The organism is Nitrosomonas sp. Nm84, from assembly GCF_003201565.1.
In the GTDB taxonomy this organism is placed as follows: domain Bacteria; phylum Pseudomonadota; class Gammaproteobacteria; order Burkholderiales; family Nitrosomonadaceae; genus Nitrosomonas.
In genome coordinates this window covers 1-23,949 of record NZ_QJJP01000004.1, presented here as the reverse complement: position 1 = coordinate 23,949, position 23,949 = coordinate 1, and the positions used below count along the sequence as shown (strand labels likewise).

General features: G+C 44.1%; 21 protein-coding genes, 1 tRNA gene, 1 pseudogene and 1 riboswitch. Of the genes and pseudogenes, 14 read left to right on the top strand and 9 right to left on the bottom strand.

Going from position 1 to position 23,949, the window contains the following annotated elements:
• Positions 1-24 precede the first annotated feature (24 nt).
• On the bottom strand, positions 25-282 hold the full coding sequence (gene rpmA, locus C8R34_RS03270) for a 50S ribosomal protein L27 (RefSeq protein WP_110337805.1): 258 nt from the start codon (positions 280-282) through the stop codon (positions 25-27).
• Between the two features lie 11 nt (positions 283-293).
• A complete protein-coding gene (rplU, locus tag C8R34_RS03265) occupies positions 294-605 on the bottom strand; it encodes a 50S ribosomal protein L21 (RefSeq protein WP_110337803.1) in 312 nt (103 codons plus the stop codon).
• A gap of 156 nt (positions 606-761) precedes the next feature.
• Here rplU and ispB point away from each other — a divergent pair, with 156 nt between their 5' ends.
• The 4 genes from ispB (at position 762) to C8R34_RS03245 (ending at position 5,374) form a co-directional block, all read left to right on the top strand.
• Positions 762-1,730 (top strand): octaprenyl diphosphate synthase, encoded by a 969-nt coding sequence (ispB, locus tag C8R34_RS03260; protein ID WP_110337801.1) that lies wholly within the window; start codon positions 762-764, stop codon positions 1,728-1,730.
• 338 nt (positions 1,731-2,068) lie between these two features.
• Positions 2,069-2,296 carry a PP0621 family protein gene (locus tag C8R34_RS16825; RefSeq protein WP_110337798.1) on the top strand — a complete coding sequence of 76 codons (228 nt, stop codon included), beginning with the start codon at positions 2,069-2,071 and terminating at the stop codon, positions 2,294-2,296.
• Positions 2,297-2,339: 43 nt separating this feature from the next.
• The gene (locus C8R34_RS03250; RefSeq protein WP_258364334.1) at positions 2,340-3,953 is read left to right on the top strand and encodes a nitrogen regulation protein NR(II); all 1,614 of its coding nucleotides are present in this window, start codon (positions 2,340-2,342) and stop codon (positions 3,951-3,953) included.
• A complete protein-coding gene (locus C8R34_RS03245; protein ID WP_375342112.1) occupies positions 3,950-5,374 on the top strand; it encodes a sigma-54-dependent transcriptional regulator in 1,425 nt (474 codons plus the stop codon). The genes C8R34_RS03250 and C8R34_RS03245 overlap by 4 nt, the downstream gene beginning before the upstream one ends.
• 64 nt (positions 5,375-5,438) lie before the next feature.
• Here C8R34_RS03245 and C8R34_RS03240 read toward each other — a convergent pair whose 3' ends face one another.
• Positions 5,439-6,452, bottom strand: coding sequence for a COX15/CtaA family protein (locus tag C8R34_RS03240; protein WP_110337792.1), 1,014 nt, complete (start codon positions 6,450-6,452; stop codon positions 5,439-5,441).
• A 59-nt stretch (positions 6,453-6,511) separates the two neighbouring features.
• Positions 6,512-6,955 carry an SsrA-binding protein SmpB gene (smpB, locus tag C8R34_RS03235; RefSeq protein ID WP_110337790.1) on the bottom strand — a complete coding sequence of 148 codons (444 nt, stop codon included), beginning with the start codon at positions 6,953-6,955 and terminating at the stop codon, positions 6,512-6,514.
• A gap of 92 nt (positions 6,956-7,047) precedes the next feature.
• On the opposite strand from smpB, the gene C8R34_RS03230 reads away from it, so the two are divergent.
• From C8R34_RS03230 to C8R34_RS03210, 5 genes are all read left to right on the top strand, one after another.
• A complete protein-coding gene (locus C8R34_RS03230) occupies positions 7,048-7,485 on the top strand; it encodes a type II toxin-antitoxin system RatA family toxin (RefSeq protein ID WP_110337788.1) in 438 nt (145 codons plus the stop codon).
• Positions 7,472-7,792 (top strand): RnfH family protein, encoded by a 321-nt coding sequence (locus C8R34_RS03225; RefSeq protein WP_110337786.1) that lies wholly within the window; start codon positions 7,472-7,474, stop codon positions 7,790-7,792. Before C8R34_RS03230 ends, C8R34_RS03225 begins: the two co-directional genes overlap by 14 nt.
• Before the next feature lie 243 nt (positions 7,793-8,035).
• On the top strand, positions 8,036-8,719 hold the full coding sequence (locus C8R34_RS03220) for a response regulator transcription factor (protein ID WP_165872514.1): 684 nt from the start codon (positions 8,036-8,038) through the stop codon (positions 8,717-8,719).
• A 729-nt stretch (positions 8,720-9,448) separates the two neighbouring features.
• Positions 9,449-13,384 carry a hypothetical protein gene (locus C8R34_RS03215; RefSeq protein WP_110337782.1) on the top strand — a complete coding sequence of 1,312 codons (3,936 nt, stop codon included), beginning with the start codon at positions 9,449-9,451 and terminating at the stop codon, positions 13,382-13,384.
• Positions 13,385-13,543: 159 nt separating this feature from the next.
• Entirely contained in the window at positions 13,544-14,008 is a 465-nt protein-coding gene (locus tag C8R34_RS03210) for a DUF3467 domain-containing protein (protein ID WP_110337780.1), read from the top strand.
• A gap of 121 nt (positions 14,009-14,129) precedes the next feature.
• On the opposite strand, the gene C8R34_RS03205 is transcribed toward C8R34_RS03210, so the two are convergent.
• Positions 14,130-16,061, bottom strand: coding sequence for a S8 family serine peptidase (locus C8R34_RS03205; protein ID WP_258364333.1), 1,932 nt, complete (start codon positions 16,059-16,061; stop codon positions 14,130-14,132).
• A gap of 114 nt (positions 16,062-16,175) precedes the next feature.
• Positions 16,176-16,261, bottom strand: a riboswitch (cyclic di-GMP riboswitch).
• A 203-nt stretch (positions 16,262-16,464) separates the two neighbouring features.
• Here C8R34_RS03205 and C8R34_RS03200 point away from each other — a divergent pair.
• Positions 16,465-16,731, top strand: a pseudogene (locus C8R34_RS03200) (IS3 family transposase); the annotation flags it as partial.
• 27 nt (positions 16,732-16,758) lie between these two features.
• On the opposite strand, the gene C8R34_RS03195 reads toward C8R34_RS03200, so the two are convergent.
• The 4 genes from C8R34_RS03195 to C8R34_RS03180 form a co-directional block, all read right to left on the bottom strand.
• Positions 16,759-16,835 (bottom strand) — tRNA-Val (locus C8R34_RS03195).
• A 101-nt stretch (positions 16,836-16,936) separates the two neighbouring features.
• A complete protein-coding gene (locus C8R34_RS03190) occupies positions 16,937-17,722 on the bottom strand; it encodes an aldolase (RefSeq protein WP_110337776.1) in 786 nt (261 codons plus the stop codon).
• Positions 17,723-17,804: 82 nt separating this feature from the next.
• Positions 17,805-18,209, bottom strand: a complete 405-nt coding sequence (locus C8R34_RS03185) for an RNA-binding S4 domain-containing protein (RefSeq protein WP_110337774.1) — start codon at positions 18,207-18,209, stop codon at positions 17,805-17,807.
• A gap of 7 nt (positions 18,210-18,216) precedes the next feature.
• Positions 18,217-19,449, bottom strand: a complete 1,233-nt coding sequence (locus C8R34_RS03180; RefSeq protein WP_110337772.1) for a bifunctional alpha/beta hydrolase/OsmC family protein — start codon at positions 19,447-19,449, stop codon at positions 18,217-18,219.
• Between the two features lie 367 nt (positions 19,450-19,816).
• On the opposite strand from C8R34_RS03180, the gene C8R34_RS03175 reads away from it, so the two are divergent.
• The 4 genes from C8R34_RS03175 (at position 19,817) to C8R34_RS03160 (ending at position 23,629) form a co-directional block, all read left to right on the top strand.
• Positions 19,817-20,416 (top strand): hypothetical protein, encoded by a 600-nt coding sequence (locus C8R34_RS03175; protein ID WP_110337770.1) that lies wholly within the window; start codon positions 19,817-19,819, stop codon positions 20,414-20,416.
• A gap of 134 nt (positions 20,417-20,550) precedes the next feature.
• On the top strand, positions 20,551-20,751 hold the full coding sequence (locus C8R34_RS03170) for a YjfB family protein (protein ID WP_110337768.1): 201 nt from the start codon (positions 20,551-20,553) through the stop codon (positions 20,749-20,751).
• 289 nt (positions 20,752-21,040) lie between these two features.
• Positions 21,041-22,945 (top strand): PAS domain-containing protein, encoded by a 1,905-nt coding sequence (locus C8R34_RS03165; protein WP_110337766.1) that lies wholly within the window; start codon positions 21,041-21,043, stop codon positions 22,943-22,945.
• Positions 22,946-22,954: 9 nt separating this feature from the next.
• Positions 22,955-23,629, top strand: a complete 675-nt coding sequence (locus C8R34_RS03160) for a response regulator transcription factor (protein ID WP_110337764.1) — start codon at positions 22,955-22,957, stop codon at positions 23,627-23,629.
• Positions 23,630-23,949: the final 320 nt, after the last annotated feature.

Genomic DNA, 23,949 nt, shown 5'->3' with positions numbered 1-23,949 from the left:
TTGAATACGCTATGTGTTTATACTTTATGCCGGTGTTACGCTTGCTATCCTGCGTTTTAGTGCACCCTTAATACTGAAACTCACTTTTCCAGTCACTTTAGCAAATAAAGTATGGTCCTTGCCGATACCAACATTTTCCCCAGGATGAAATTGTGTACCACGCTGTCTGACAATAATTGATCCGGCTGAAATTAACTCACCACCATAACGCTTAACCCCAAGGCGTTTGGAATGTGAATCGCGTCCATTTCGTGAACTCCCACCTGCTTTTTTATGTGCCATTGATATACTCCTTAAGCTGAAATACCGGTAATCTGTATTTCAGTGTAATTCTGCCGATGCCCTTGATGCTTTTGGTAATGCTTGCGACGGCGCATCTTAAAAATGCGAATTTTATCGTGGCGACCTTGCCCAAGCACTGTCGCGCTCACTTTAGCGCCATTGACGAGCGGTGTTCCCATCGATATTTTATCGCCATCCGCAACCATCAGTACCTGATCAATCACAAGCTCGCTGCCACTTTCAGCTTTAAGCTGTTCTATCTTCAGCCTCTCACCCACTTGAATTCGATATTGCTTACCACCGGTTTTTATGACCGCATACATAATTGACTCCATACTTCCCTTTTTACAGAACCGCGAATTATACATAAATAACCCTTGATTGTGGTAGAAAATTTAGATCACTTCAATCAATTTATCTTTATGCTTGACACTTGGGTATTGTCATTCCTACCATAGCGTTTTCTGTAAGGTGACATTGTGTCAATCGAATATATTAGAAGTTTCATTGCTCAAGACATGAGCATCGTTGATGATGTCATTCGGGAGAAGTTACATTCTCATGTTTTACTGATTCGCCAAGTTAGTGAATATATTATTAATAGTGGAGGAAAACGCCTACGACCTGCAATGGTGATTCTGTCCGCAGGCGCTTTCGGTTATTCCGGAAAATTTCATTATAACCTCGCCGCAGTAGTTGAATTTATTCATACGGCTACATTACTTCATGATGATGTAGTAGATGAATCCGAATTGCGGCGTAACAAAGAAACGGCCAATGCATTATTTGGTAACGCAGCAAGCGTTTTGGTAGGGGATTTTCTCTACTCCAGAGCTTTTCAGATGATGGTTGAAGTTGGCGATATGCGTGTAATGCAAATATTAGCCGATGCAACCAATACCATCGCCGAAGGCGAAGTGTTACAGTTACTCAATTGCCGAGATCCACATGTAACGGAAGAAAACTATCTGCAAGTCATACGGTACAAAACCGCTAAATTATTTGAGGCAGCCAGTCGATTGGGAGCAATTCTAGGGAATGCAACGCCAGAAGAGGAAGAAGCCATGGCAGTGTATGGCATGCATCTGGGAACCGCATTTCAACTCATTGACGATATGCTTGATTACTCTGGAAATAATCAAAACATCGGCAAGAATCTTGGCGACGACCTGGCTGAAGGAAAACCTACATTACCGCTCATCTATGCAATGAGAGTGGGCACAGCAGAACAAGCGAGTATTATCCGCAAAGCAATTGAAGACGGTGGGAAAGATGGTTTTCAGCCTGTTCTCGGTGTCATTCAGCAAACAACCGCCTTAAATTATGCCAAACAATGTGCTGAAGCAGAAATCGCGACGGCCATTACCGCGATAGCTTCTTTACCGGACTCAGAAAACAAAAAATGCCTGCTGCAGTTGGCCAATTTTGCTGTTACACGCAACCACTAACTACCCGAAATTATTCTCAAACTACCTAACAAAAACTTACAAATTGTACCAATTTAATTTATTAAGTTGGACAATCTTTATTTCTATCAACCATAGAAACTTTCTCAAACATCCTTGTCTCATCTGTAACACAATCAACGTTTATACATTTAACCTATTTATCAGAAGATTTTTATCTGAAATTGCTTTCATTAAGCAGGCTATCCCCACATTTTTTACTTAAAGGCAACTAAACCACAGTTAATCTGCAATTTGCCAAAGTAAAAAATTGCTATGCTTAAATGTATAGCGATGGCAAATAAAACTCTGATGAATGTCATATAAAAGAAATACCTAATATGGGCAAATTATTTTTTTACATCATCATAGCAATACTGATTTACTGGATAATCAATAATCGCAAATCCAGGAAAGAAAAAAAAGAAACACCTTTAGAGCCAATTGAAGATATGGTGAGCTGCACATATTGCGGTATTCATCTGCCTAAAGGTGAAGCCATCAGCGACCGTAATCGCTATTTTTGCTGTCACGAGCATTGTCATCAACATACTAATTCTCCATCTTAAGTTAACCGCCGTGTCCACTCATTTATCACAAGCAAAACACTTAATGTTTTTACCACTGAGTTCTGGAATCACGGCGCATGATGATGCTCATCAGTACTGGCACTCTCTTTTTTATTTCAATAGTTATCGATTAGTGATTAGTAGCGTTTTGACGATCATTACGTGGCAATTTCAGTTCACCAGCTTCGGTTCATATCACCATCTACTATTTCTTTATACCAGCCTAAGCTACACCTTATTCAGCGGCGTATCCATGCTGCTCATTAAATTACGTCGCCCAGATTTTAATCGGCAACTCGCTATTCAGGTAATCGGCGACATACTTTTTTTCTCTGTCATGCTGTATGCCAGCGGCGGATTACAAAGCGGGTTGGGTGGATTATTGCTGGTATCGCTTGCCGGCGCAGGCTTGATTAGCCGTGGTCGTATGGCGCTATTTTTTGCATCCATTGCAACCATCAGTTTATTGCTGCAAGAGACCTATTCCTTACTGATGGTTGATTCCTATACTGCCCAATACTCGCAAGCGGGGCTATTAAGCATGGCGTGCTTTGCAGTAGCTTGGTTAGCGCAGCAACTGGCCAAATATACTTTGGCCAGTGAACAACTGGCACAAGAACGTGGTATGGATCTGGCCAACATGGCGGAAGTCAATCAATTAGTCATTCAAGATCTACATGAGGGTGTACTGATCGTTGATAAACATGGCTACATTCGACACCGTAATACCTATGCCGAGAAGTTACTTAACTTGGGTGTCCCTATCCATCACGCCGAATTTCTCAAATTGTCCGATCGTGCGCCTGAAATCGCCAATCGGCTCACAAGCTGGCAAAGTAACCAACATACTAGTTTTGAACCGCTGCGATTAGATCACAGCAATGCACTGGTACGCACCCGGTTCTTACCCATACAGGAGGATTTTCGTAATGGTGTTGTTATTTTTCTAGAAGATATGGGGCGCATACAAGCACATTTACAGCAATTGAAACTTGCTGCATTAGGCCGTTTAACAGCAAATATCGCGCATGAAATTCGTAATCCGCTTTCCGCAATCAGCCATGCCGCCGAGCTATTGCAGGAAGAGCAACTTGCAAATAATACAGATACCCGTCTGATACATATTATTTGCGATAACACCCAGCGCTTAAACAAAATCGTAAACGACGTACTGCAACTCAACCGACGCAATGCCTCAGAACCAGATCCCATTGATGCAAATGAATTTATTCATAAATTCCTTGAAGTCTTTTGTCATACCGAGCACATCAATACAAACGTATTCAGCGTAAATGTCTCGACAAATTGTTGGGTTAATTTTGATCGTGATCATTTGAATCAAATCATATGGAATCTATGTTGTAACGCATGGCGGCACTGTCGCAAGCAAAACAATAGTATTCACATCGCATTGTCTGCCGGAGTAAACAAAAATACCGTCCACCTGGATATTATTGATGATGGATCGGGCGTTGATTCGCAGCAAATAAAACAAATTTTTGAACCTTTCTTCACGACTGCAACAAGCGGTACGGGTCTAGGTTTATATATTGCACGTGAGCTGTGCGAAGCCAATCAAGCATTACTGGAATATATCGAGGGCTCTTCAGGTGGACATCTCAGGATAATCTGCAAAGGCAGCCAACCATGCCAATGAATAAAGGGCGAGTCATTCATCCACACCCGCATACACCCTCCCCTGTTATACTCATTGTAGACGATGAGCCTGATATTATTGAATTACTTGAGCTCACACTAGCCCGCATGGGAATGGATGTTTCCAGCGCAAAAAGTATCAGTGAAGCCAAAATACTATTGCAGTCGCGGCGGTTTCAGTTATGCCTTACCGATATGCGTTTACCTGATGGAGATGGCTTGGATTTGGTTAAATTTATCGCCAACCATTGTTCAGACTTGCCAGTTGCCGTAATCACCGCATATAGCACCACAGAAAACGCCGTTGCGGCTCTCAAAGCCGGCGCTTTTGATTATTTATCCAAACCGGTCTCGTTAAAACAGTTACGTGATCTGGTCAAATCAGCTTTGAGTCTACCGCCCGTACTGACTGAATCCGCATCTGCAGCACCAATACGACCGGATCAACGTGTGTTACTAGGCGAGTCTCAACCCATGCGCCAACTGCGTGCAACCATCGATAAGCTCTCGCGCAGCCAAGCCTCCATTTATATTTACGGTGAATCGGGCAGTGGCAAAGAGTTGGCAGCGCGCATGATTCATGCAAAAAGCGCTCGGCACAAGCATACGTTTATTGCTGTCAACTGTGGTGCCATCCCTGAAAATTTAATGGAAAGTGAATTTTTTGGTTATAAAAAAGGCGCCTTTACCGGCGCCGATAAAGATCATGATGGGTTCTTCCTGACGGCCAACGATGGCACCCTGTTTCTTGATGAAGTGGCCGATTTGCCTTTGGCCATGCAAGTTAAGCTGTTGCGGGTGATTCAGGAAAAACAAGTCCGGAGAATCGGTGATACACAAGAAAAGAATGTCGATGTACGCATCATCAGCGCTACGCACAAAAAACTCAGCCATTGCGTCGAAACCGGTCAATTCCGGCAGGATTTGTATTACCGCCTGAATGTCATTGAATTGGATATGCCCGCATTACGTGAAATGCCCGAAGATATTCCGCTCATTGCGGAAGTAATCTTGGCAAAGTTATGCAAAGAAGCCGCACGCCCTCTATGCACTCTAAAAAAAGACGCATTGGCGATGTTGATGAACTATGAGTATCCTGGCAACGTCCGAGAGCTCGAAAATATACTGGAACGTACGTTAGCATTTTGTTCGACGATACAAATCGGCAAAGAGGAATTACAACTACCCAAAACACAAAAAGAAGTTTCACACACCTCGACTAGCGGACTATCCATCGATTCGGATCAAGGTCTACCCTTGCAAGATTTTCTTGATCATCTGGAAAAGGATTCCATTGTAAAAGCACTCAATCAAAGTCGCTATAACCGCACCAAAGCAGCCAAAACATTGGGTATCACAGTCAGGTCGCTACGTTACAGGATGGAGAGACTTGGATTAAATGACCGGACGGACGTAGATTGAGGAACAGTTTCCAAAATTAAACCCGGGTGATGCTATATCAATGACATACCCAGGTTTATCAACATCAACGCAATCGGTGGCTCACCCACAAAGATGCTGCAAACAGCAACATTGCCCCGCCCTGATGCGAAGCTGCTAAAGGAATCGGCACCACATGCAACAACGTTGCTATACCCAGACTCACCTGTATTACCAACATCAGTAAAAACAGATTACAAGCAAGGCGCGTAGTACTGGATAACGCCACCTTACTTGATCTATACCAGAACAACGGCACTGAGAAAATCAATATCCACGCGATCAATCGATGGTCGAATTGCACGGTGGTGATATTGTCAAAGAAATTACGGTACCACGGTTCCAGCACAAAGAGATCCGGCGGAATAAGATGCCCATTCATGAGCGGAAAAGTATTGTAGGCCAAGCCCGCGCGGATACCAGCGACAAAACCGCCCGATAGAACCATAATAAAAATTAATGACGTCAGGCCAACAGAAAATCGCCGCAAACTTTGCATCATTTCATTCGATTGTGCGTTCTCTCTTTCCGGCGACAGCAATCCTAATGCAACCCAAAACATAGCGGCAAAAATGACAAATGCCAATCCCAAATGCGCGGTAAGCCGATATTGACTGACATGAGGATCATTCACCAACCCGCTCATCACCATATACCAGCCCATGAATCCTTGTAGTCCGCCCAGTATGAATATTCCCGCCAGTTTGATTCCCAATGATCGGTTTATTTGCTTTTTCAGCAGAAAATAAACAAAAGGAACAAAAAATGCCAATCCAATCAACCGACCAAGCACACGATGAAAGTATTCCCACCAAAAAATACTTTTAAACTCATCGACACTCATGCCTTTATTGATTTTTTGATACTGAGGCGTAGCACGGTATTTTTCCAGTAACACATCCCAATCCTGCTGTGTAATCGGCGGCATTGTGCCCACAATTGGCTGCCACTCCACAATAGAAAGCCCTGAGTCGGTCAATCGCGTCACACCACCCACCACCACCATGGCAAAGACCATGGCACAACAAATTAATAACCAGATAGCAATCGATTTCTGCATAGTCGTAAAGAATAAAAATTATTTCTGAAAGTTAATTCGAACAATCATTGTTGATGGTTTTACTTGGCGCGCATCAAGCGTTGCTTGTCGCGTTCCCATTCCTTCTGTTTCTCGGATTCGCGCTTATCATGCTGCTTCTTACCCTTAGCCAAGCCGATTTCCAGCTTGATCCTACCCGTCTTATAATGCATATCTAGCGGAACCAGCGTGTATCCGGCACGTTCAACTTTGCCGATAAGTCGCTTGATCTCTTCCGCGTGCAGCAGTAGCTTACGTGTTCTGACTGGATCAGGATTAATATGCGTTGAAGCCGTTTTGAGCGGACTGATATGACATCCAATGAGGTATAGCGCGCCATTGCGGATAATAACATACGCTTCCTTCAATTGAGCCCGGCTGTCGCGAATGGCTTTGACCTCCCACCCTTCCAGCACCATACCTGTCTCATACTTCTCTTCGATAAAATAATCGTGAAAGGCTTTTTTATTTTGTACTATACTCATACAGAAGAATGGAATGGGTGAGAATCACTAAAATGTCGTATATTTTATCAGTTTTTCAGTATTACCTCATGAACGTGGGGTGATTTACATTTATGGCAGAAATAGAAAAATCAGTTTTAGTTGAATATTCAGCAAGCCAGATGTTTGCACTGGTTGATAACGTTAAAGAATACCCCACATTTCTTCCGTGGTGCGGCGGGACTGTGGTGGAACCTCAAGACGAAGTAACAACGCATGCAACGGTTAAGATTGACTATCACCACATTCAGCACAGCTTTACCACAAAAAATAAACGCTTCCCGCCCGATTTAATCGAAATGAGCCTACTGGATGGCCCGTTTGAGCACCTCGATGGTTACTGGCAATTCACCCCATTATCCGAAAACGCGTGCAAGATAAAATTTCGATTACATTACACGTTCTCACACAAAATTCTTGAAAAACTCGTGGGACCGGTATTTCACATGATCGCCAATAGTTTTGTAGAATCCTTCATTGAACGGGCTGAAACGATTTATGGCAAACCGTGACAACACTTTCCAAATCGAAGTTGTATACGCACTGCCCCATATTCAGATCCTCAAGAAGCTCAATGTACCTACTGATTGTACAGTTGAACAGGCCATCATCCTTTCAGGCATACTGGATCAGTTCGCCGATATTGATCTGACAACAAGCAAACTCGGTATTTTCGGCAAAATGACACAGCGCGGTAACCGACTGCAACCCCATGACAGAATAGAAATTTATCGACCGCTGGTTATTGATCCTAAAGATGCCAGAAGAATACGTGCCAAGACAAAGCGTATTCAAAGTCAGCTACCGTCTACCATGTAAGTAAAACCCTTGCCAGATAGTCATTCATGTCTATTATTGGAGTTTCACGGAATACGCGGGGTGCGTATGTAATCACTCGACAAATCACTACCAAAACATGATTTGACGCGGCGCATGATAGCTTCTGTGTTGAATTTATTAGCAATTCATAAAAAAGATATAAAAAAGTATGCTTGCTTGCTCATTTTCTTATGCAACCGATACCGTAATATACTGTCCACGAGTTACTCCCGAAAAAAAATCATGAGCGATCCATCAGAAAAACCTATCCGAGTATTACTCATTGGGCACTCTAGTATCGTGCATTATGGTCTGGAAATACTGATTAACAAACAGCAACCGAAGATGAAAGTAGTTGGAAGCTTTGCTAATTGCACGAGTGCGATTCCCAATCTTGAGAAATTATCACCCGATGTCATGTTCCTTGATATGAATCTTAATTCTGACAAGGAGTCGCAAACTATTATGCAATTGGTCACATCATCACATGCCAAGATTCTTATTCTGAAATGGATGCAAGACTCTGAAGTCTATGACAAAGCCATACTCGCCGGTGCCAAAGGCATCATTGAAAAAGAAGCGTCGTTGAACACGATTCTGAAAGCAATTGAAAGAGTACATGAAGGTCAACTATGGTTGAATCAGACTTATATTAAAAAACTCATCGGCAAACTATCTGAGCAAGCTTCCGAAAAAGAGTATATTCAAGAAGAAAATAAAGTCGATAAACTCACCCCTAAAGAGAAAAAGATTTTTTTCACCATGATAGAAAATGCCGGCGTACCCGCCAAAGTGATTTCTAACAAACTCAACATCAGCGAAAGTACGCTCCGCAACCATCTCACATCGATCTACGAAAAGCTTGAAGTAAGCAATAAGCTGGAATTATGGAGTTATGTGCACAAGCATAAACTAAAGCAAAAATAATCACTTGATCAAAGGAAATATTTTATCAAGGCCAATTTTATTCCCGGCACGTTTTCTCAACAATCCTGCGCTCATCTGTCGGAACAACTCAATCAGCTATATTGAATCATTGTTCCGGACGACAATTTTCATCGAAATCAATACACTAGACAATCCCATGTTTCTTGTAGGACGCATCAATGCAATACCAGCAATTCACACTCCACAAGTGGGCAATTCAATCAAGACTACAAATTCCGGCTATGGAAACATAGTGGCTTGACTGTAGCTACTCGCTAACTCGATAAACCATTAACACCTAACAATTTATTCAGATTCCACGGCACAGCTAAGTCACGATTGGTTGACGCACAAACCTCCTAGGAGGTTTATCCTGATTATTCTAGTTATATTCATCGAATCTCTTGAGAGATTTCAGCCAACTTCAACGTTTCGTTCGATGATAGATTCACATTGCTACATTCAGAGAGTGGTTTTTATTTCTTAATAAAATTATCGAGATATTTGACTTAGAAGTTATCAATTTATCGGGATATTTGACTTAGAAGTTTACTGGAATAAAAACGGCATGTAGAAAAATACAACTTTAAGCTTAACAAAAAGAACCATAACAGTAAACGAATGCCAAGACGGGCGAAGTGCAAGGTTAATTCCATTGTCATTACGTTACAAAAAAATGAAATAGTCGTCGACGGCAAAGCGTCTTAAAACCAATTGGAGGGAATAATCATGGCAATAGGAAGTACTAATAAAGTTTATCAACACTGGGCTGATGGTGATTCACAAGTAGCGGATTGGAATAACAACATTCTTTCAGATGCGAAATCCAATTATTTTGAGGGCGAAGTCATTCCGCATGTATTCATATACAAAGCATCGAATCAAACGCCCCTCACCAATGGACAAACGTATTCCTTTGACATTACCTACAATTATTATCAGCAAACCTCCAATGCAGGTGGTTTTACCGAAATCACAACCTTTGACACTAGTCGGCAACCCGGCCCCCATGATGCAACCACTCCCTATATCGCGCCTACTGCGGATAACACCTTCACCAATGGTGGCGGCATAAATGGTGGTGGTGTTTTCCACACTGTCGATGCCAATATTACTAATGTCAGCGCTGTAACCTATACCGGAACAGGCAATAAGGACGGTCAGGTCACCGTTACCTTTGTATACACCGGCGTGACGACGACGAATGGTCTCGCCGAAATCTACTATGGCCTGCGCATCGCCAAGCCGGGCGAAGTACCTAATCAGGGAAGCGGCCCCACCGATGGTGCCAATGCTTGGACAGGCGGTTCATTGCAAACAACCGTTGAGATCGGCGGCTCTGGCGCAACATCGATACAGCTTGCACCTTCAGCGATTATTGCCGGTGAAATCAGCGGCATGAAATTCAACGATAAAAATGGTGACGGCACGCGCGATGCTGATGGTATCGATAATGTTGCAGGCAACGCAGACGACGAAGTCGGCTTGGCCAATTGGACCATATTCCTGGATACCGACCACGATGGCACATTGGATGCCGGAGAGACATCGACAGTCACTGCTGCCAATGGCACATATACTTTCTCCGTCACACCGGATGCGGACAAATCCGATATCGACAACGATCCGTATAGTGTGCGGGAAGTCAACCAAACTGGTTGGACGCAAACCAGCACAAATCCAGCGCCCATTTTAATTACGGCAGTGGATCCAACCGAAACAAACGTAAATTTTGGTAACCGTGCGATAGTCCCTACAACAGGGCTATTGGATATTCAGAAATTCGTTTCTATTGATGGCGGCACCACGTGGGTAGATGCCGATACTGCACCCGGTCCCATCATGAACAGTGGCACCAATCCGCTATTTAAATTTGAAGTAACAAATTCCAGTCTTACCGCTACCTTATCAAACATTACCCTTTCAGACTCGGATTTTGATCTGAATGGCGCAGTAGCAGGAAGTAATATCCTTATCTCTTCGATTGGTCCTTCACAGATATACGTATCACCTACTTTCACTGGAGCAACCTGGCAGAGCGGGCAACATACAGATACAGGAACAATATCCTATCAAGCGGTAAATTCAAACGGACAAACAGTCACTGACACAGATTCCGATGACGCCAATTACTTCGGTGCAGATCCTGTCATCAACATCGACAAAGTCACCAACGGCAGCGATGGATTGTCCATATCGGAAAACAGCGCCGTTACATGGACATACACTGTCACCAGAGCCGGCAACGTCGATTTATCCGATGTAAGCGTAAGCGACAATAAAGGTGTCGTACCGGCTTACGTTAGCGGCGATGATGGCGATAATGTTCTAGAGTTAGGCGAAAGCTGGATTTACGAAGCTACAGGCGTTGCGAGTGTTGGTGCATACTCCAACATTGGAACGGCAACTGGCAGTTTTAAAGACGATGCAAATATTACTAAAACTGTTAATGATACCGATGACAGCTCGTATCTTGGAACCGATATTCCACCAGCGGTCACCCTGATCAAGGCCGGCGAAGCTACCATCAATGAAGGCGGCGATACCGCAACCTATGATTTCACCATCACCAACAACAGCACGGTGGATTCAGTCACAGTGACTTCGCTGACCGATGACCAATTCGGTGATCTGAAAGCAGCGGCGGAAGCAGCCAATGGCGGCTTGCCAGTCGTGTTGGGCGTCGGCGCATCGTTCTCGTTCAGTATCGATCGCGCATTGGATCTCAATGCCAATGCAACTCACCATAACGTCGCAACCGTGGTGGTTACCGACGATGATGGCTCTACCGCTACCGATGATGATGATCACACCGTCACCGCACAAGATGTTCCACCAGCGGTCACCCTGATCAAGGCCGGCGAAGCTACCATCAATGAAGGCGGCGATACCGCAACCTATGATTTCACCATCACCAACAACAGCACGGTGGATTCAGTCACAGTGACTTCGCTGACCGATGACCAATTCGGTGATCTGAAAGCAGCGGCGGAAGCAGCCAATGGCGGCTTGCCAGTCGTGTTGGGCGTCGGCGCATCGTTCTCGTTCAGTATCGATCGCGCATTGGATCTCAATGCCAATGCAACTCACCATAACGTCGCAACCGTGGTGGTTACCGACGATGATGGCTCTACCGCTACCGATGATGATGATCACACCGTCACCGCACGGGATATTTTGCCTGCCATCAATATTGTGAAAACTGTCGATGCTAACAAAGACGGCACTTTCAATGATAGTGAATCACTCACAACCGCTGATGGCAAAGCAAATTATCAGTATGTGGTTACCAATACGAGCCCTGCTTCAACGGATCAAGCACTCGTTCTTACCTCATTGGTAGATGATCGTGGTACTGCAGCACCAGGTGATGATGTTAATTTACTCACCGGATTCTCATCCGGCACTTCGTATGGCGATTATTATGTAGGCGGTGATACGAATGGCGATTATAAAGTTGACAAAAATGAATCCTGGAACTTTAAAGCCAACCTGACCGTGCCAGTGAGTATTGCAGTTCCAACCAACACCAATACAGTGACGGCGATTGGTAAAGATGATGACAACTCAACGGCTACCGATACGGATACCGCGAACGTCAAGTTCATCAACTTTGCTCAAATTACACCGACCGGCACGACTGTTCAGCAGTATATTAATGGTACCGCACCAAACTTCGAGGATTTTTATGCCTCGCAAGGCGGTGTTATCCAGTATGGTGTAAAAAGCGGATTGATCAACAGTACCAATCCTGGTGTGTTCTTCTACTACACAGGTCTATCCAATACCATTAAAGGATTTGATGGATCCGATCCAGGTACCGCACCGGATCCAATGACCGTGTTTATTGACCAAAGTGACAACAGTGGTTCAGTGGGTGCTTTCAGCCTGACCAAGAACGATGTCAAGTTGTTCAAAATCACTGATCTTGACAACAATGGTATTGATCCGGGTGATACTGCTACACAAGTCAGTCTTGCTGCAAATCAAATCACATTGGGAACTGGCGTTAATGCGGGTGATGTAACCATTAATTTCACACCAGATGCAGATGGTTCCTTGTATGTAATTTCAACGAAGTATGATACAGGTGCAGTAGTGGGTACGACCGTAGGAACTAACTCTGCAGCATGGCCCACTGTGAAATACATGTTCAATACCGATGTTGGCAAAGACGGTACGATTGACGAAACCGATACCGGCGGCATTACGTTAGCGCCAAAAGCTGCTCTCACCCTTGATGGCAACCCTGTTGTAGGCGGTCATGCGCCAATATTGAACGCGGCCGTATTGGGGCATGTCGCCGATAAAGCAATTGCTTATTGGTCAGAGCACGGTGCAAGCTCGGATGATTTGATAGCGCTTCGTGAAACCAGCTTGAATATCAGCAACCTGGGAGATCAGGATGATGGTAAAACACTGGCGGAATGGAACGGTTCGTTGGGAATCACTATCGACGACGATGCAGCCGGCTATGGTTGGTCTATCGGCAGCAATCATGTCAACCCACACATGATCGACCTTTACTCTGCAGTCGTTCACGAGTATGGCCATGTATTGGGATATGACCACGATGTATTGGGATCCGATCTATCTGTTGGTGAAAGATCGCTACCTGAAGTTGAAATTGTAGGTGCGAATCTCACTCATGATATGCTTCTCTAGGCTTTTTATTTTATAGTCTGAACTGAAGTACCACGGCCCCTTCCAGAATCAAATCTGGAAGGGGTCTTTGTTATGGTATGCTCAGAAAAAAACAAAGCGATACCGATTGACCGCTGAACATAGCAATCAAATCAAGACTCAAAATTAAAGGAGATAATTATGACGAATAATAGTGATACACAAGCCGGTAACTCGGCCGATACATCTCGCCAACAAGCACTACAGATCAACGTTAAAATGCAGCAAAATCAACATACCAGCCAGCCAATCTATGCAAATTTCACCGCTGTGCAAGGTGGACAACGCGTTATCATCGTGGACTTTGGTTTTGTTGATCCGCAACTGATCACCACATTAAATCGCATGGCCAGATCCGGAGAAAAAACACCGGATACCATTGATGCAACCATGTCCTGCCGTATCGCGTTGAGTATAGAAGCAGCCAGTCAGTTGGCACAGCAACTCAGTCAACTATTTCACACCAAACCGGAACCTAAAGCATCGGCTGTGCAACAAAATGCAATCAGTGATAGTGAGGCCCCCTTAAATACGATGACTTCCGATGAAAAAAATATTTCCAAAGAAGAAACTCAACGCGGATTTAAGTTTCCATGGTCTTCGTAAGTTAGCAGTCTTATTCACTTCAGTAAAACATAGACAATACCGGGACGAATCTCTTACTATTCAATCCAAAAAAGTTGAGTCATACCGAGGAGCAGTAACTCAACTTTTGGTTTGGTTTGGTTTACTTGACTACGTTGACATTTACCGCAGTACTGGATGTATTCCCGGCAGCGTCTCTCGCCACAGCTTGGATGGTGTGAGTACCGATTCTGACATTTTTACGAATATTCCAATTGGCACTCATGGTACTGCCCGTGCCGGAAGCCTTTAGCGATCCATCGATATAAATCCATAGCGAAATACCCGAAGCGCTACTATTATCGGATGCATTCACACTAATCGCGACATTACCGGAAACATTGCCTGCTACCGGATTAATGATCTGTACAACAGGGGGTTGCGTATCCGCAACCGGCGGCTGCACTGGATTATTGACGCTCACTTCAATACTCGAAGCAGCCATATTATTTGCCGCATCATATGCACGAACCGTAAGACTGGCCGTACCATTCTGAGCACCCTTCGAATCCCAGGTAAACGCAAACGGTGCAGAACTATCCACAGCAACACTGGTATTGTTAACCCACAATTCAGCCCGTGCTACACCAACATTATCGATCGCTTGAATATCAACGGGTACTAAATCTTGCACAGTAGCCCCCCCCAACGGATCGACAATCGACACATTGGGCGCTTCTGTATCCTGGATTGGCACGGCTATTTTTGCAGCTTGTACAGCTCGCGCAGCATCCACCCGGCCATGGCCAAAATAAGGATCACGCCCACTTGCGCCTAAATCAACCACAGTGGAAAACAATAAATTCTCAATTTCACCACTGCTCAATCTCGGATTGGCCGACATCATTGAAGCGATAACACCAGCGGTTATTGGACTGGAAAACGAAGTGCCGGAAACTCCCCAGTAATCACCACCGCTATGAGTGGTCCAAATACCAGAACCGGGTGCTGATACTGTTACATAATCACCATAACTTGAAAAGCCAGATTTTAAATCATTCTCATCAGTAGCCGATACGGAAATCATTGATGTGATAACCGGATAATTTTCCAAAGATGCCGTATTTCCTGCAGAAACTGTTACTAAACCGCCTTTGTTTTTCATGTATTGTGCAGCACTTTGTATTGTCGGATAATTGCTAAGCCCTAGGAAGCTTGCATTGGCAACTCGTGCTCCATTATCAGTAGCATAAGTAATTCCTTGCGCGATCGCACTTACAGAACCGTACCCAGCCGAATCAGTAACACGAATTGGCATGAGTTTTGATTGCCCCGCGACACCTGCTACACCTAAGTTATTGTTGGTAATGGCAGCAGCCGCGCCGGCCACTAATGTGCCATGCCCACCTAAATCCGAGGAATCAGCACTATTGTCGTTAAAATTCCAACCCGGCACCATATTCGCTGAAAGATCAGGATGTGTGCCATCAACACCTGAATCCAGTATCGCAATGGTAATGCCCGCGCCTTGAGCAATATCCCATGCAGCGGTTGCACCTATTTTGGGCAAATGCCATGCATCCCCCAGATAGTTATAATAAGGATCATTAGGAACCAATGCGGAAGTAACAACGCGATCAAGCTCTGCAAACTTAAGATGCGGATGGTGTTTCAGTTTTGTAACGGCGCCCTCTTCCGAATACTCCGGCAAATCGACAATGTACAAATCGCTTTGACCAATTTTCCTGGCTTTACCGTCGTGCTCCTCCAAGATCTTATCCAGTACTTTCTCTGGCAAACCAGCACGTGGCATAACCAAAATTCGCCCTTTTACCCAATCTTCTGCGCCACCATTCTTTTTTGCAGGTGTAAATTTAAGTGATGCAGGATCAACAAAACTCGGATTGGCATGTACAGGTAATATCGTGCTACAAACACTCGCAATTACAACCATACTGCACGACAATACAAATTGAAAAGCTTTTGTAGAACTGGATTGCGTTATTTGGGTGTTGCTTAATTCAGGGACATTTGATTGATGATACGAAGCAATTAGTGAAGCGAATGCTAGTAACGATTGTTTATTGCTTTCCATAAGTTGACTCCTCTCAACATCAGGGAAAACTTCGGAAAGAAACTGCTTGAACAAATCATCGTTAAAACGCTATGCACTCGCGCATATTTTCTCATGCAGCAAATTAGCGATGTATTTGGCAGTCATGCTATCCTGAGGTATAAACCCTGTAGACCTAGACTTTGCGTCCCTCATTTTCACGAGGTTTGCCCTTTTCAAATAAAAACTGGAAGTATCAGGAAACAAACAGGTTTCCTGAAAATCCAGTTTTATCACCAACGGCCTGAAATGAAGAAACCTTACAAGGATTAAAATAGCTTTACGGACTTATTTCTGATCTTTCGAATTAGGTATATTTACGAAATGAAGGGGGAAGGAGGAATGGAGGAATGGAGAGATGGAATTACTTCGCACGCAATATAGTCAGAAATTTAGGGAACAAGCAGTTAAGCTTCTTAAGATGAGCCGTAAAGGCGGCTGCAATGGTAGTACTCCAATGGAAAGCTTCTGGGGAATACTTAAAACCGAGTTGGTGCACCATCGGAGATTCAAAACACGGCAACAAGTCATTAAAAATGATACAGAATATATCAAAATCTTCTATGACCGGCAGGACAAACAGGAAAGATTGGGCTATCTATCGCCAGCACAATTTACACAGCACTACTATGCAAATCTAGCTGCAGCTTAAGCATATGGATTGCTGCGGAATCTGATTTGGTAGGCGCGATTGGATTCGAACCAACGACCCCCACCATGTCAAGGTGGTGCTCTAACCAACTGAGCTACGCGCCTGGGAAGAGCGGATTTTAACTGAAACAGCTAATCGGTACAATTCATATATGCGCTAGCAGCCAAAATAGTGACCGTTTCAGTCACTCAGACTTAATTAAAACTTATTCCAAGCACTCGGCATTCTTTCTCAGACTACGTCGTGCATAGTAGGCAAAACCCACAGCACTGCGTTGTCCGCGCAGAATCCAATCATGCGCTTCTCGTCCCAAATCAGGATCAATGGGTTGAATCTTACCCGCAGATGCCGCCAACAGATGCATACGCGCAGCCCGTTCGAAAGCAATGGATAACATGCAGGTTTCTTCAATACTCGAACAGGCAACCAGCAAGCCATGATGTGCCAACAATAAAGCGCGTTTGCTGCCAATGGCCTTGGAAATCAACTCACCTTCTTCGTTACCTACCGGTACCCCCGGCCACTTGGGTATAAAAGCCACATCGTCATAGAGTACGCAATTGTCCATATGCGATATTTCCAGCGGCGCTTCCAGCATACTGAGTGCAGCCGTATGGACTGCGTGGGTATGTACAATGCACTGTACATCCGGTCTGGCGCGATACAGCCATGAATGAAAGCGATTTGCCGGATTCGCCATGCCGTCGCCCTGTAAAACTTCCAGGTCTTCATTGACGAGCAGTAAATTGCTCGCACAAATTTCATCAAAGCCCAACCCTAGTCTTTGCGTTAAATAGGTTCCCGGCTTTTCACCACGCGCCGTGATTTGCCCTGCTAACCCTGAGTCGTGCCCGTTATCAAACAAAATGCGACAGGTTAGTGCCAGTTTCTGTGCTTGCGTGTAATTTGTCCCTTGCAGATGCACATCCATCTGCGCAAAAGACTGTTTAATCAACTGGTCTTTGTCCAGGCTAAAAGTGTTATTGGTCATGTTCTCTCACTTGATTGCATTCATTATAAGAAAAGTAGCGTTCAGACTGCTGAAAAAGGCCACTAACCTCCTTGTCGCAAGCTCAGAACTCATCGTCACTCGAAAAAATTCGTTCAATCACGCGCCGATCGCGCTTGGTTGGCCGGCCTTTGGTAAAAAATGGCTGAGGCTGCGCTTTTAAGCGAGCCGCTACCATCTCTCGTTGTGTTTGGCTTGCATCCGTTTCACTATAAAGCTGCTGCGCCTGCGTTGCGGAGCCTCGTTTATTGGATAATGCCAATATTGTAATCACATATTGAACATTACCGATACGGATCGTCAGCGTATCCCCCACTGCAACCACTTTGGCAGGTTTGATCCGATGATCATTCAGCGTAACCCTGCCACGGTCAATCGCGTCAGCCGCCAATGAACGGGTTTTAAAAAAGCGCGCCGCGAACAGCCATTTATCGATGCGATATTTTTCTACGCTATCATCTGGTTGCATAACAAAATCAATCTACTATACTGGTTTCTATCTGTATCTTATTTTGCAAGGTTTTATGGACAGGGCATTTATTCGCGATTTCCAATAACCGGGTGCGTTGCTTCGCATCCAGATTACCTGTCAATTGAATGACGCGCGTAATCCTGTCAATGAGTGCAGTTTGTTTCTCGCAATCGGTGCAATCTTCCGCATGAATCCGACTGTGGTGCAATTCGACTTGAATATCTTGCAAATCAAGCTGCTTATGATCGGCATACATGCGCAGCGTCATCGAGGTACAACTACCCAATGCGGCGAGCAGCAATTCGTAGGGATTCGGTCCAAGATCGGCGCCTCCCATGGCGATGGGCTCGTCACTGATTAGCGTATGATGTTGCATCGAGATTTCACGCGTAAATTTTTTATCTCGTTCGCGCACGATCACATTACCCGGCGCAACAGCTAGCATGTCCGAATCTGCTTTTTTAACTGGAGTTTGATCTGTTTCCAGATAGCGACTGGCCCACGCCGATAAAACCTCTGCGACATACCGGGAATCTTCAGGATTGGATAAGAGGTGGTCTGCATGATCCAACGATACAAAACTTTTGGGATGTCTGGCGGCAGTATATATCCGTGCCGCTTCGTCGATAGACACCACATCATCCAGCGGCGAATGAAATATCAATAAGGCTTTTTCTAACGATTTAATATGCTCGACAGAATTGTAATTCTCCAAATCATCGACAAATTGATGTTGAATTTTGAAACTTCTCCCGCCCAGCTCAACTTGCACCGATTGTTGATTCTTTAATTGCTGATAGGAATCAGCGAATAAATGTTTAATATGCGCCGCAGTTGCTGGTGCTCCGATAGTAGCCACTGCTTTGACAGCCGAGAGATTCTGAGCCGCAGCGAGTACAGCGGAACCGCCCAAACTATGCCCAATTAACAGGGACGGCGCAGCATATTGCGCCTCGAGATAATGAGCCGCCGCCAATAAATCCTGCAAATTCGATGAAAAATTGGTGTTTGAGAAATCACCTTCACTATTCCCCAGTCCGGTAAAATCAAAGCGCAATACAGCAATCCCAAAATCGGCTAAAGCACGTGCAATCCGTGTAGCCGCCAGATTATTTTTAGAACAGGTAAAACAATGCGCAAATAATGCATACGATTTAACAGCACCAGACGGCATTTCCAGGGAGCCCGATAATGATTCACCGCTCGCGTTCTTGAATACTGCTTCAATTCTTGGCATTGTCAATTGCCTCCTTATAGCGAATCCTGTCAAAACCCTGCAAACCACAAGATGATATGCAAATAGTATCAAAAAACAATTTTAGAAACTCATCATTCGTCGGGAAGCCACAAGTCTAAATCGCCCCAGACGAGGCGCTACGCTGCCAAAATCGGCTACCTGATAGCATCCCCGTACTGCGACAAGCTGAAGCCGGATCGTACGGGAACGACACAACACCGTACCCATACGATGAAAAGGCTCGAGCTGCTTTAGTACAATTACTTGTTAATCACACTACCATCAGTTATGTTATTGCACTTCAAAAGCAAATCTGCGTTGATAAATAGAATTTCTACTATCGCACTCAATTGATAAAAGGATTGTTATGCCAGTTCAATCAAAGTTGTTATCCCGCAAGTCTCAGTTTGCGATTTTGTTTGGAATTTTGGCAATTTTTGTAGCGTTTGGTGCGCTGTATCACGCAAGTTCGCAAGGCGACTTATCCGAAACTTATCCGAAAGGCTTTCGCGGCGGTGCTTGTACCATACAAACTGAAGCACTCACTGTCGGTTACTCGGGATACTATCTCCCCAATGACTACGTAGCACCTCAGGATACTATCAGATCACCGCACATACCTGTGCAATGCGGCAAGATACCTGAGCCTGGTACATTGAATATCACGATTGATCTGTTGTATCCAGAATCGGCCCGCAACATTCCACTGGCGCTGCGTTTAGTAAAAGTAGAGTTCCATGATGATAAAGAGAAAGAACATGAAATACTGTCAGTGCCTGCACAGCAACATCCATTCGGAGTAATCACCCAGTCATTTCGAATGAGTGAAGTAGGACAGTATATTTTGTATCTGGATAGCAACAATGCCGGAACTATGGACTTCCAGGTGAAAGTCCCCATAAAAGTCGGTTTTGATTGGAAAGATCATTTAAAAAGAATTTTTTCAACATTTCTAAGAAAAGACTGATCCGAAAAAACCAACCGACACTGTTGCAATGCAACCGAGTTCATTGCGCATCGATTATAGAAATTTCGATCCTTTCCTAAAATAACGTACGCCGCATGCCGCTATTAGCACTGTAAATGATAAGGAGAATTTTTATGGACGTAACAGGTATAGCAAATGTAGCAACGACAATGGCAGAAACCAGCACCAACCAGGCAGTCAGCATCGCCGTGCTTAAAAAAGCAATGGATCTGAGTGCAGCTGGCGCACTCGCTTTGATTGAAGCGATCCCAGATACTCAACCCATACAAAATCTACCCCCGCATCTCGGGCAAAATATCAATACGACTGCTTAGTTTTTACATTTTCTCCGTTATGGCAGCGCTATTCAGTAGCGCTGTTTTTTTATGAATTGAAAATCCTTTCAATATGCGTCATTGAAATTCAGGCTATCGCACTAAAAATTCATTTTCTGTAATAACGCATATTGCATTTTCATTTTGCTCAGCATTTCTTTAGAATTTCTCATTCGCCCCCCGTATCACACTGTGAAATCATAACGTGGCGTGGCATCAAGACCATCATAAATCTATTAATAATCAATTTATTGAGTATCAGAACTATCAACCCATAGCATAACTTCCAATGATTTCTGAACCTAACTTTAATCTGACAACTTTCGATTCATCGGAATCTCAACAGAAGCGACTTCACCTTCTCGGAAAAATAGCGGAAATCGGCGATTGGTCTTGCATTCTTACAACAAACACCATCACTTGGTCGGATTATCTATATGATTTTTATGAGTTAGATAAAGACTTCAATTGCTCAATCCTGCTTGAAAATACCCATTTCTACAGGGAATCTGAAAAAGAAAAAATGCGCAAATTGATTGAGCATGCCATATCAACAAAAACACAGTGTACCGAAGAATTTATGATTGTGATGAATGATGGCAGGCTGAAATGGCACACCACCACCATCTACCCCATGCTTGATGATCACGGAGATTTAGCCGGTTTGTATGGTGTTTTACAAAATATCTCGCAGAAAAAACAAATAGAAAGTCATAAAAAGAAGGAGCATCTCTACCATCACATATTGGATCGACTACCTACCGAATTGATCGTGCGGAATAAAGAAGGCCACTGCATTTACGCCAATGGTGCGGCTATTAAATGCACGGAACGCCGTGGCGTGATGACCGGAATGAATCATAGTGAATATCATGCTCCCGGGAACCAGATTCCTGCCGCCGAATCAAGACACAGCGGCGTAATGAAAGAATGCATGATGCATAAAAAGCCCGTGACTTGTGAAGAAAAACTCACTGATGCTGATGGCATAGAGCGAATCTATATGCGCAACATGTATCCGCTGCTGGATGAAAACGGTGATGCAGAATTTCTAATCGAATATGGTGTAGACATCAGCGCTAGAAAAAAAAGCGAGCTGGACCTGCAGCGCATGGCCTTTGTTGCTGAAAAAACCAATGGCATCGTCATGATCACCGATCATGAAAAAAAGATTATATGGGTGAACAACAGCTTTGAAAGAGTCCTGGGGTATCGATCTGAAGAAGTCATGGGGCTTGATCCGGCAGATTTCCTCCAAGGTCCAGAAACTTCTAGCAAAACAATTCGGGAAATCACTTGCTCACTACAGAGTACAGACGCATTTTCCGGTGAGATTCTGAATTACACCAAAAGTGGTAACAAGATCTGGCTCTATCTCGATATCGCTGCAGTATATGACGAAACTGGGAAATTGATCAATTATGTAGCTGTTGAAAATGATATTACGCTGATAAAGATGGCCGAACAACGGCACCAAAAAGCGATGGAAAAAGAACGCGAACTGAATCGCTTTAAAATCCAGTTCGTCAGCCTAGCCTCGCACCAGTTCCGCACACCGCTTGCCACCATTCGTTCCAGCATTGATCTCCTGGATCTAAAAATGGAATCAATCGACCTCAATCCCTCCTTTGTTGAGTTCTTTCAGAAGCATAAAGCTGTCATGGCTGAGGAGATAATCCGCATGACAGAACTCATGGAAAACATTCTGGATATCGGGCGAATTGACGAAGGAAAAATAGAGTTATTCAAAAAGAACCTGCCGTTCAGGCAATTCATGGATGAATTTGTCGAGTCTAATACTGAGCCCAATGGGCAACAGAGAAAACTCAATTATCAATTTGACACATCAGACCGCATCATTAGTATCGATGAAATTCTGCTAAGGAATGTTTTGCGCAATATCGTGTCGAATGCATTTAAATACTCTGAAGGCAAGCCAGCCCCTGAGCTGACAGTTACTTTCCACGATAGTGCGTATTTAATAACGATCAAGGACTATGGCATCGGTATCCCAGAAAAAGACCAGCCGTTCCTGTTTCAATCGTTTTTCAGAGCATCAAATGCCAAAATTTTCCCTGGCAACGGGCTTGGACTCATGATCGCAAGAAAACTAATCATGATACATGGTGGAAATATCAGCTTTGAGAGTACATCTGGTAACGGTTGCACAGTAACGGTTCAATTACCCCTATGAGTAACGACAATGAATGATTCACTGATTCTGATAATAGAAGACGAACAAGCACTACGTGAAAATATATCTGAAATCATTGCGCATTACGGTTTTCGCGTCATCAGCGCACCTGCCGGTGAAGAAGGCATCCAAATGGCGCTGGAACATACGCCGGATATTATTATTTGCGATATTATGCTGCCGGGAATAGACGGTTTTGACGTGTTCTCGCGGATAAAACAAATACCGCAATTACCGCCCACCGCATTTATATTTCTTACAGCGAAATCGACTCGTGCCGATACGCGCACAGGTATGAATATGGGAGCCGATGACTACCTAACCAAGCCATTTACCAAGGAGGAATTGATTAACAGTATAAAAGCACGTCTCGAAAAACTCTCAGAAATCAATGGATATCAATCGAAACAGGATGCATCAATTGAGGTGACATTCGATAAAATTACGAACCTCACCAAAGCAGAACGCAGAGTATTGAATCAGATAGCCGAAGGCTTCACCACGCCGCAAATTGCCCAGAAATTATTTGTAAGCAAAAAAACGATAGAAAATCATCGCGTCAACATTTCAAGAAAACTAGATCTTAGTGGTCCTAATAGTCTGATTAGTTTTGCATTGCGACTAAAAGTACAAAAACCGGGCAATCAGTTTCTGAACGATCTGGCATCGATCTCAACACACTGAATCTCTTTGTCAGAAACCAAAGATTATAGAAAACAGGTTGTGATTATAAAAATGAGTGGATCCACTCATTGCAAAGAAGCGGCAACCGGCTATTCTTAATCGCGTAGAAGAGGGTTTTATGGAAACATTACATAGATGACGGATGTTTTGATAAACCTTAATACTGCGTTACTTAACTCAACACATGGAGGACTATGATGGCAACAACATACGGCACAACTAGCGCAAGTTCGAGCGCAAGCTACGACATGTCGTTGTGGTACGATTCGAAGTACTACAAACTGGGCATGCTAACGATGCTGCTGGTAGCGATATTTTGG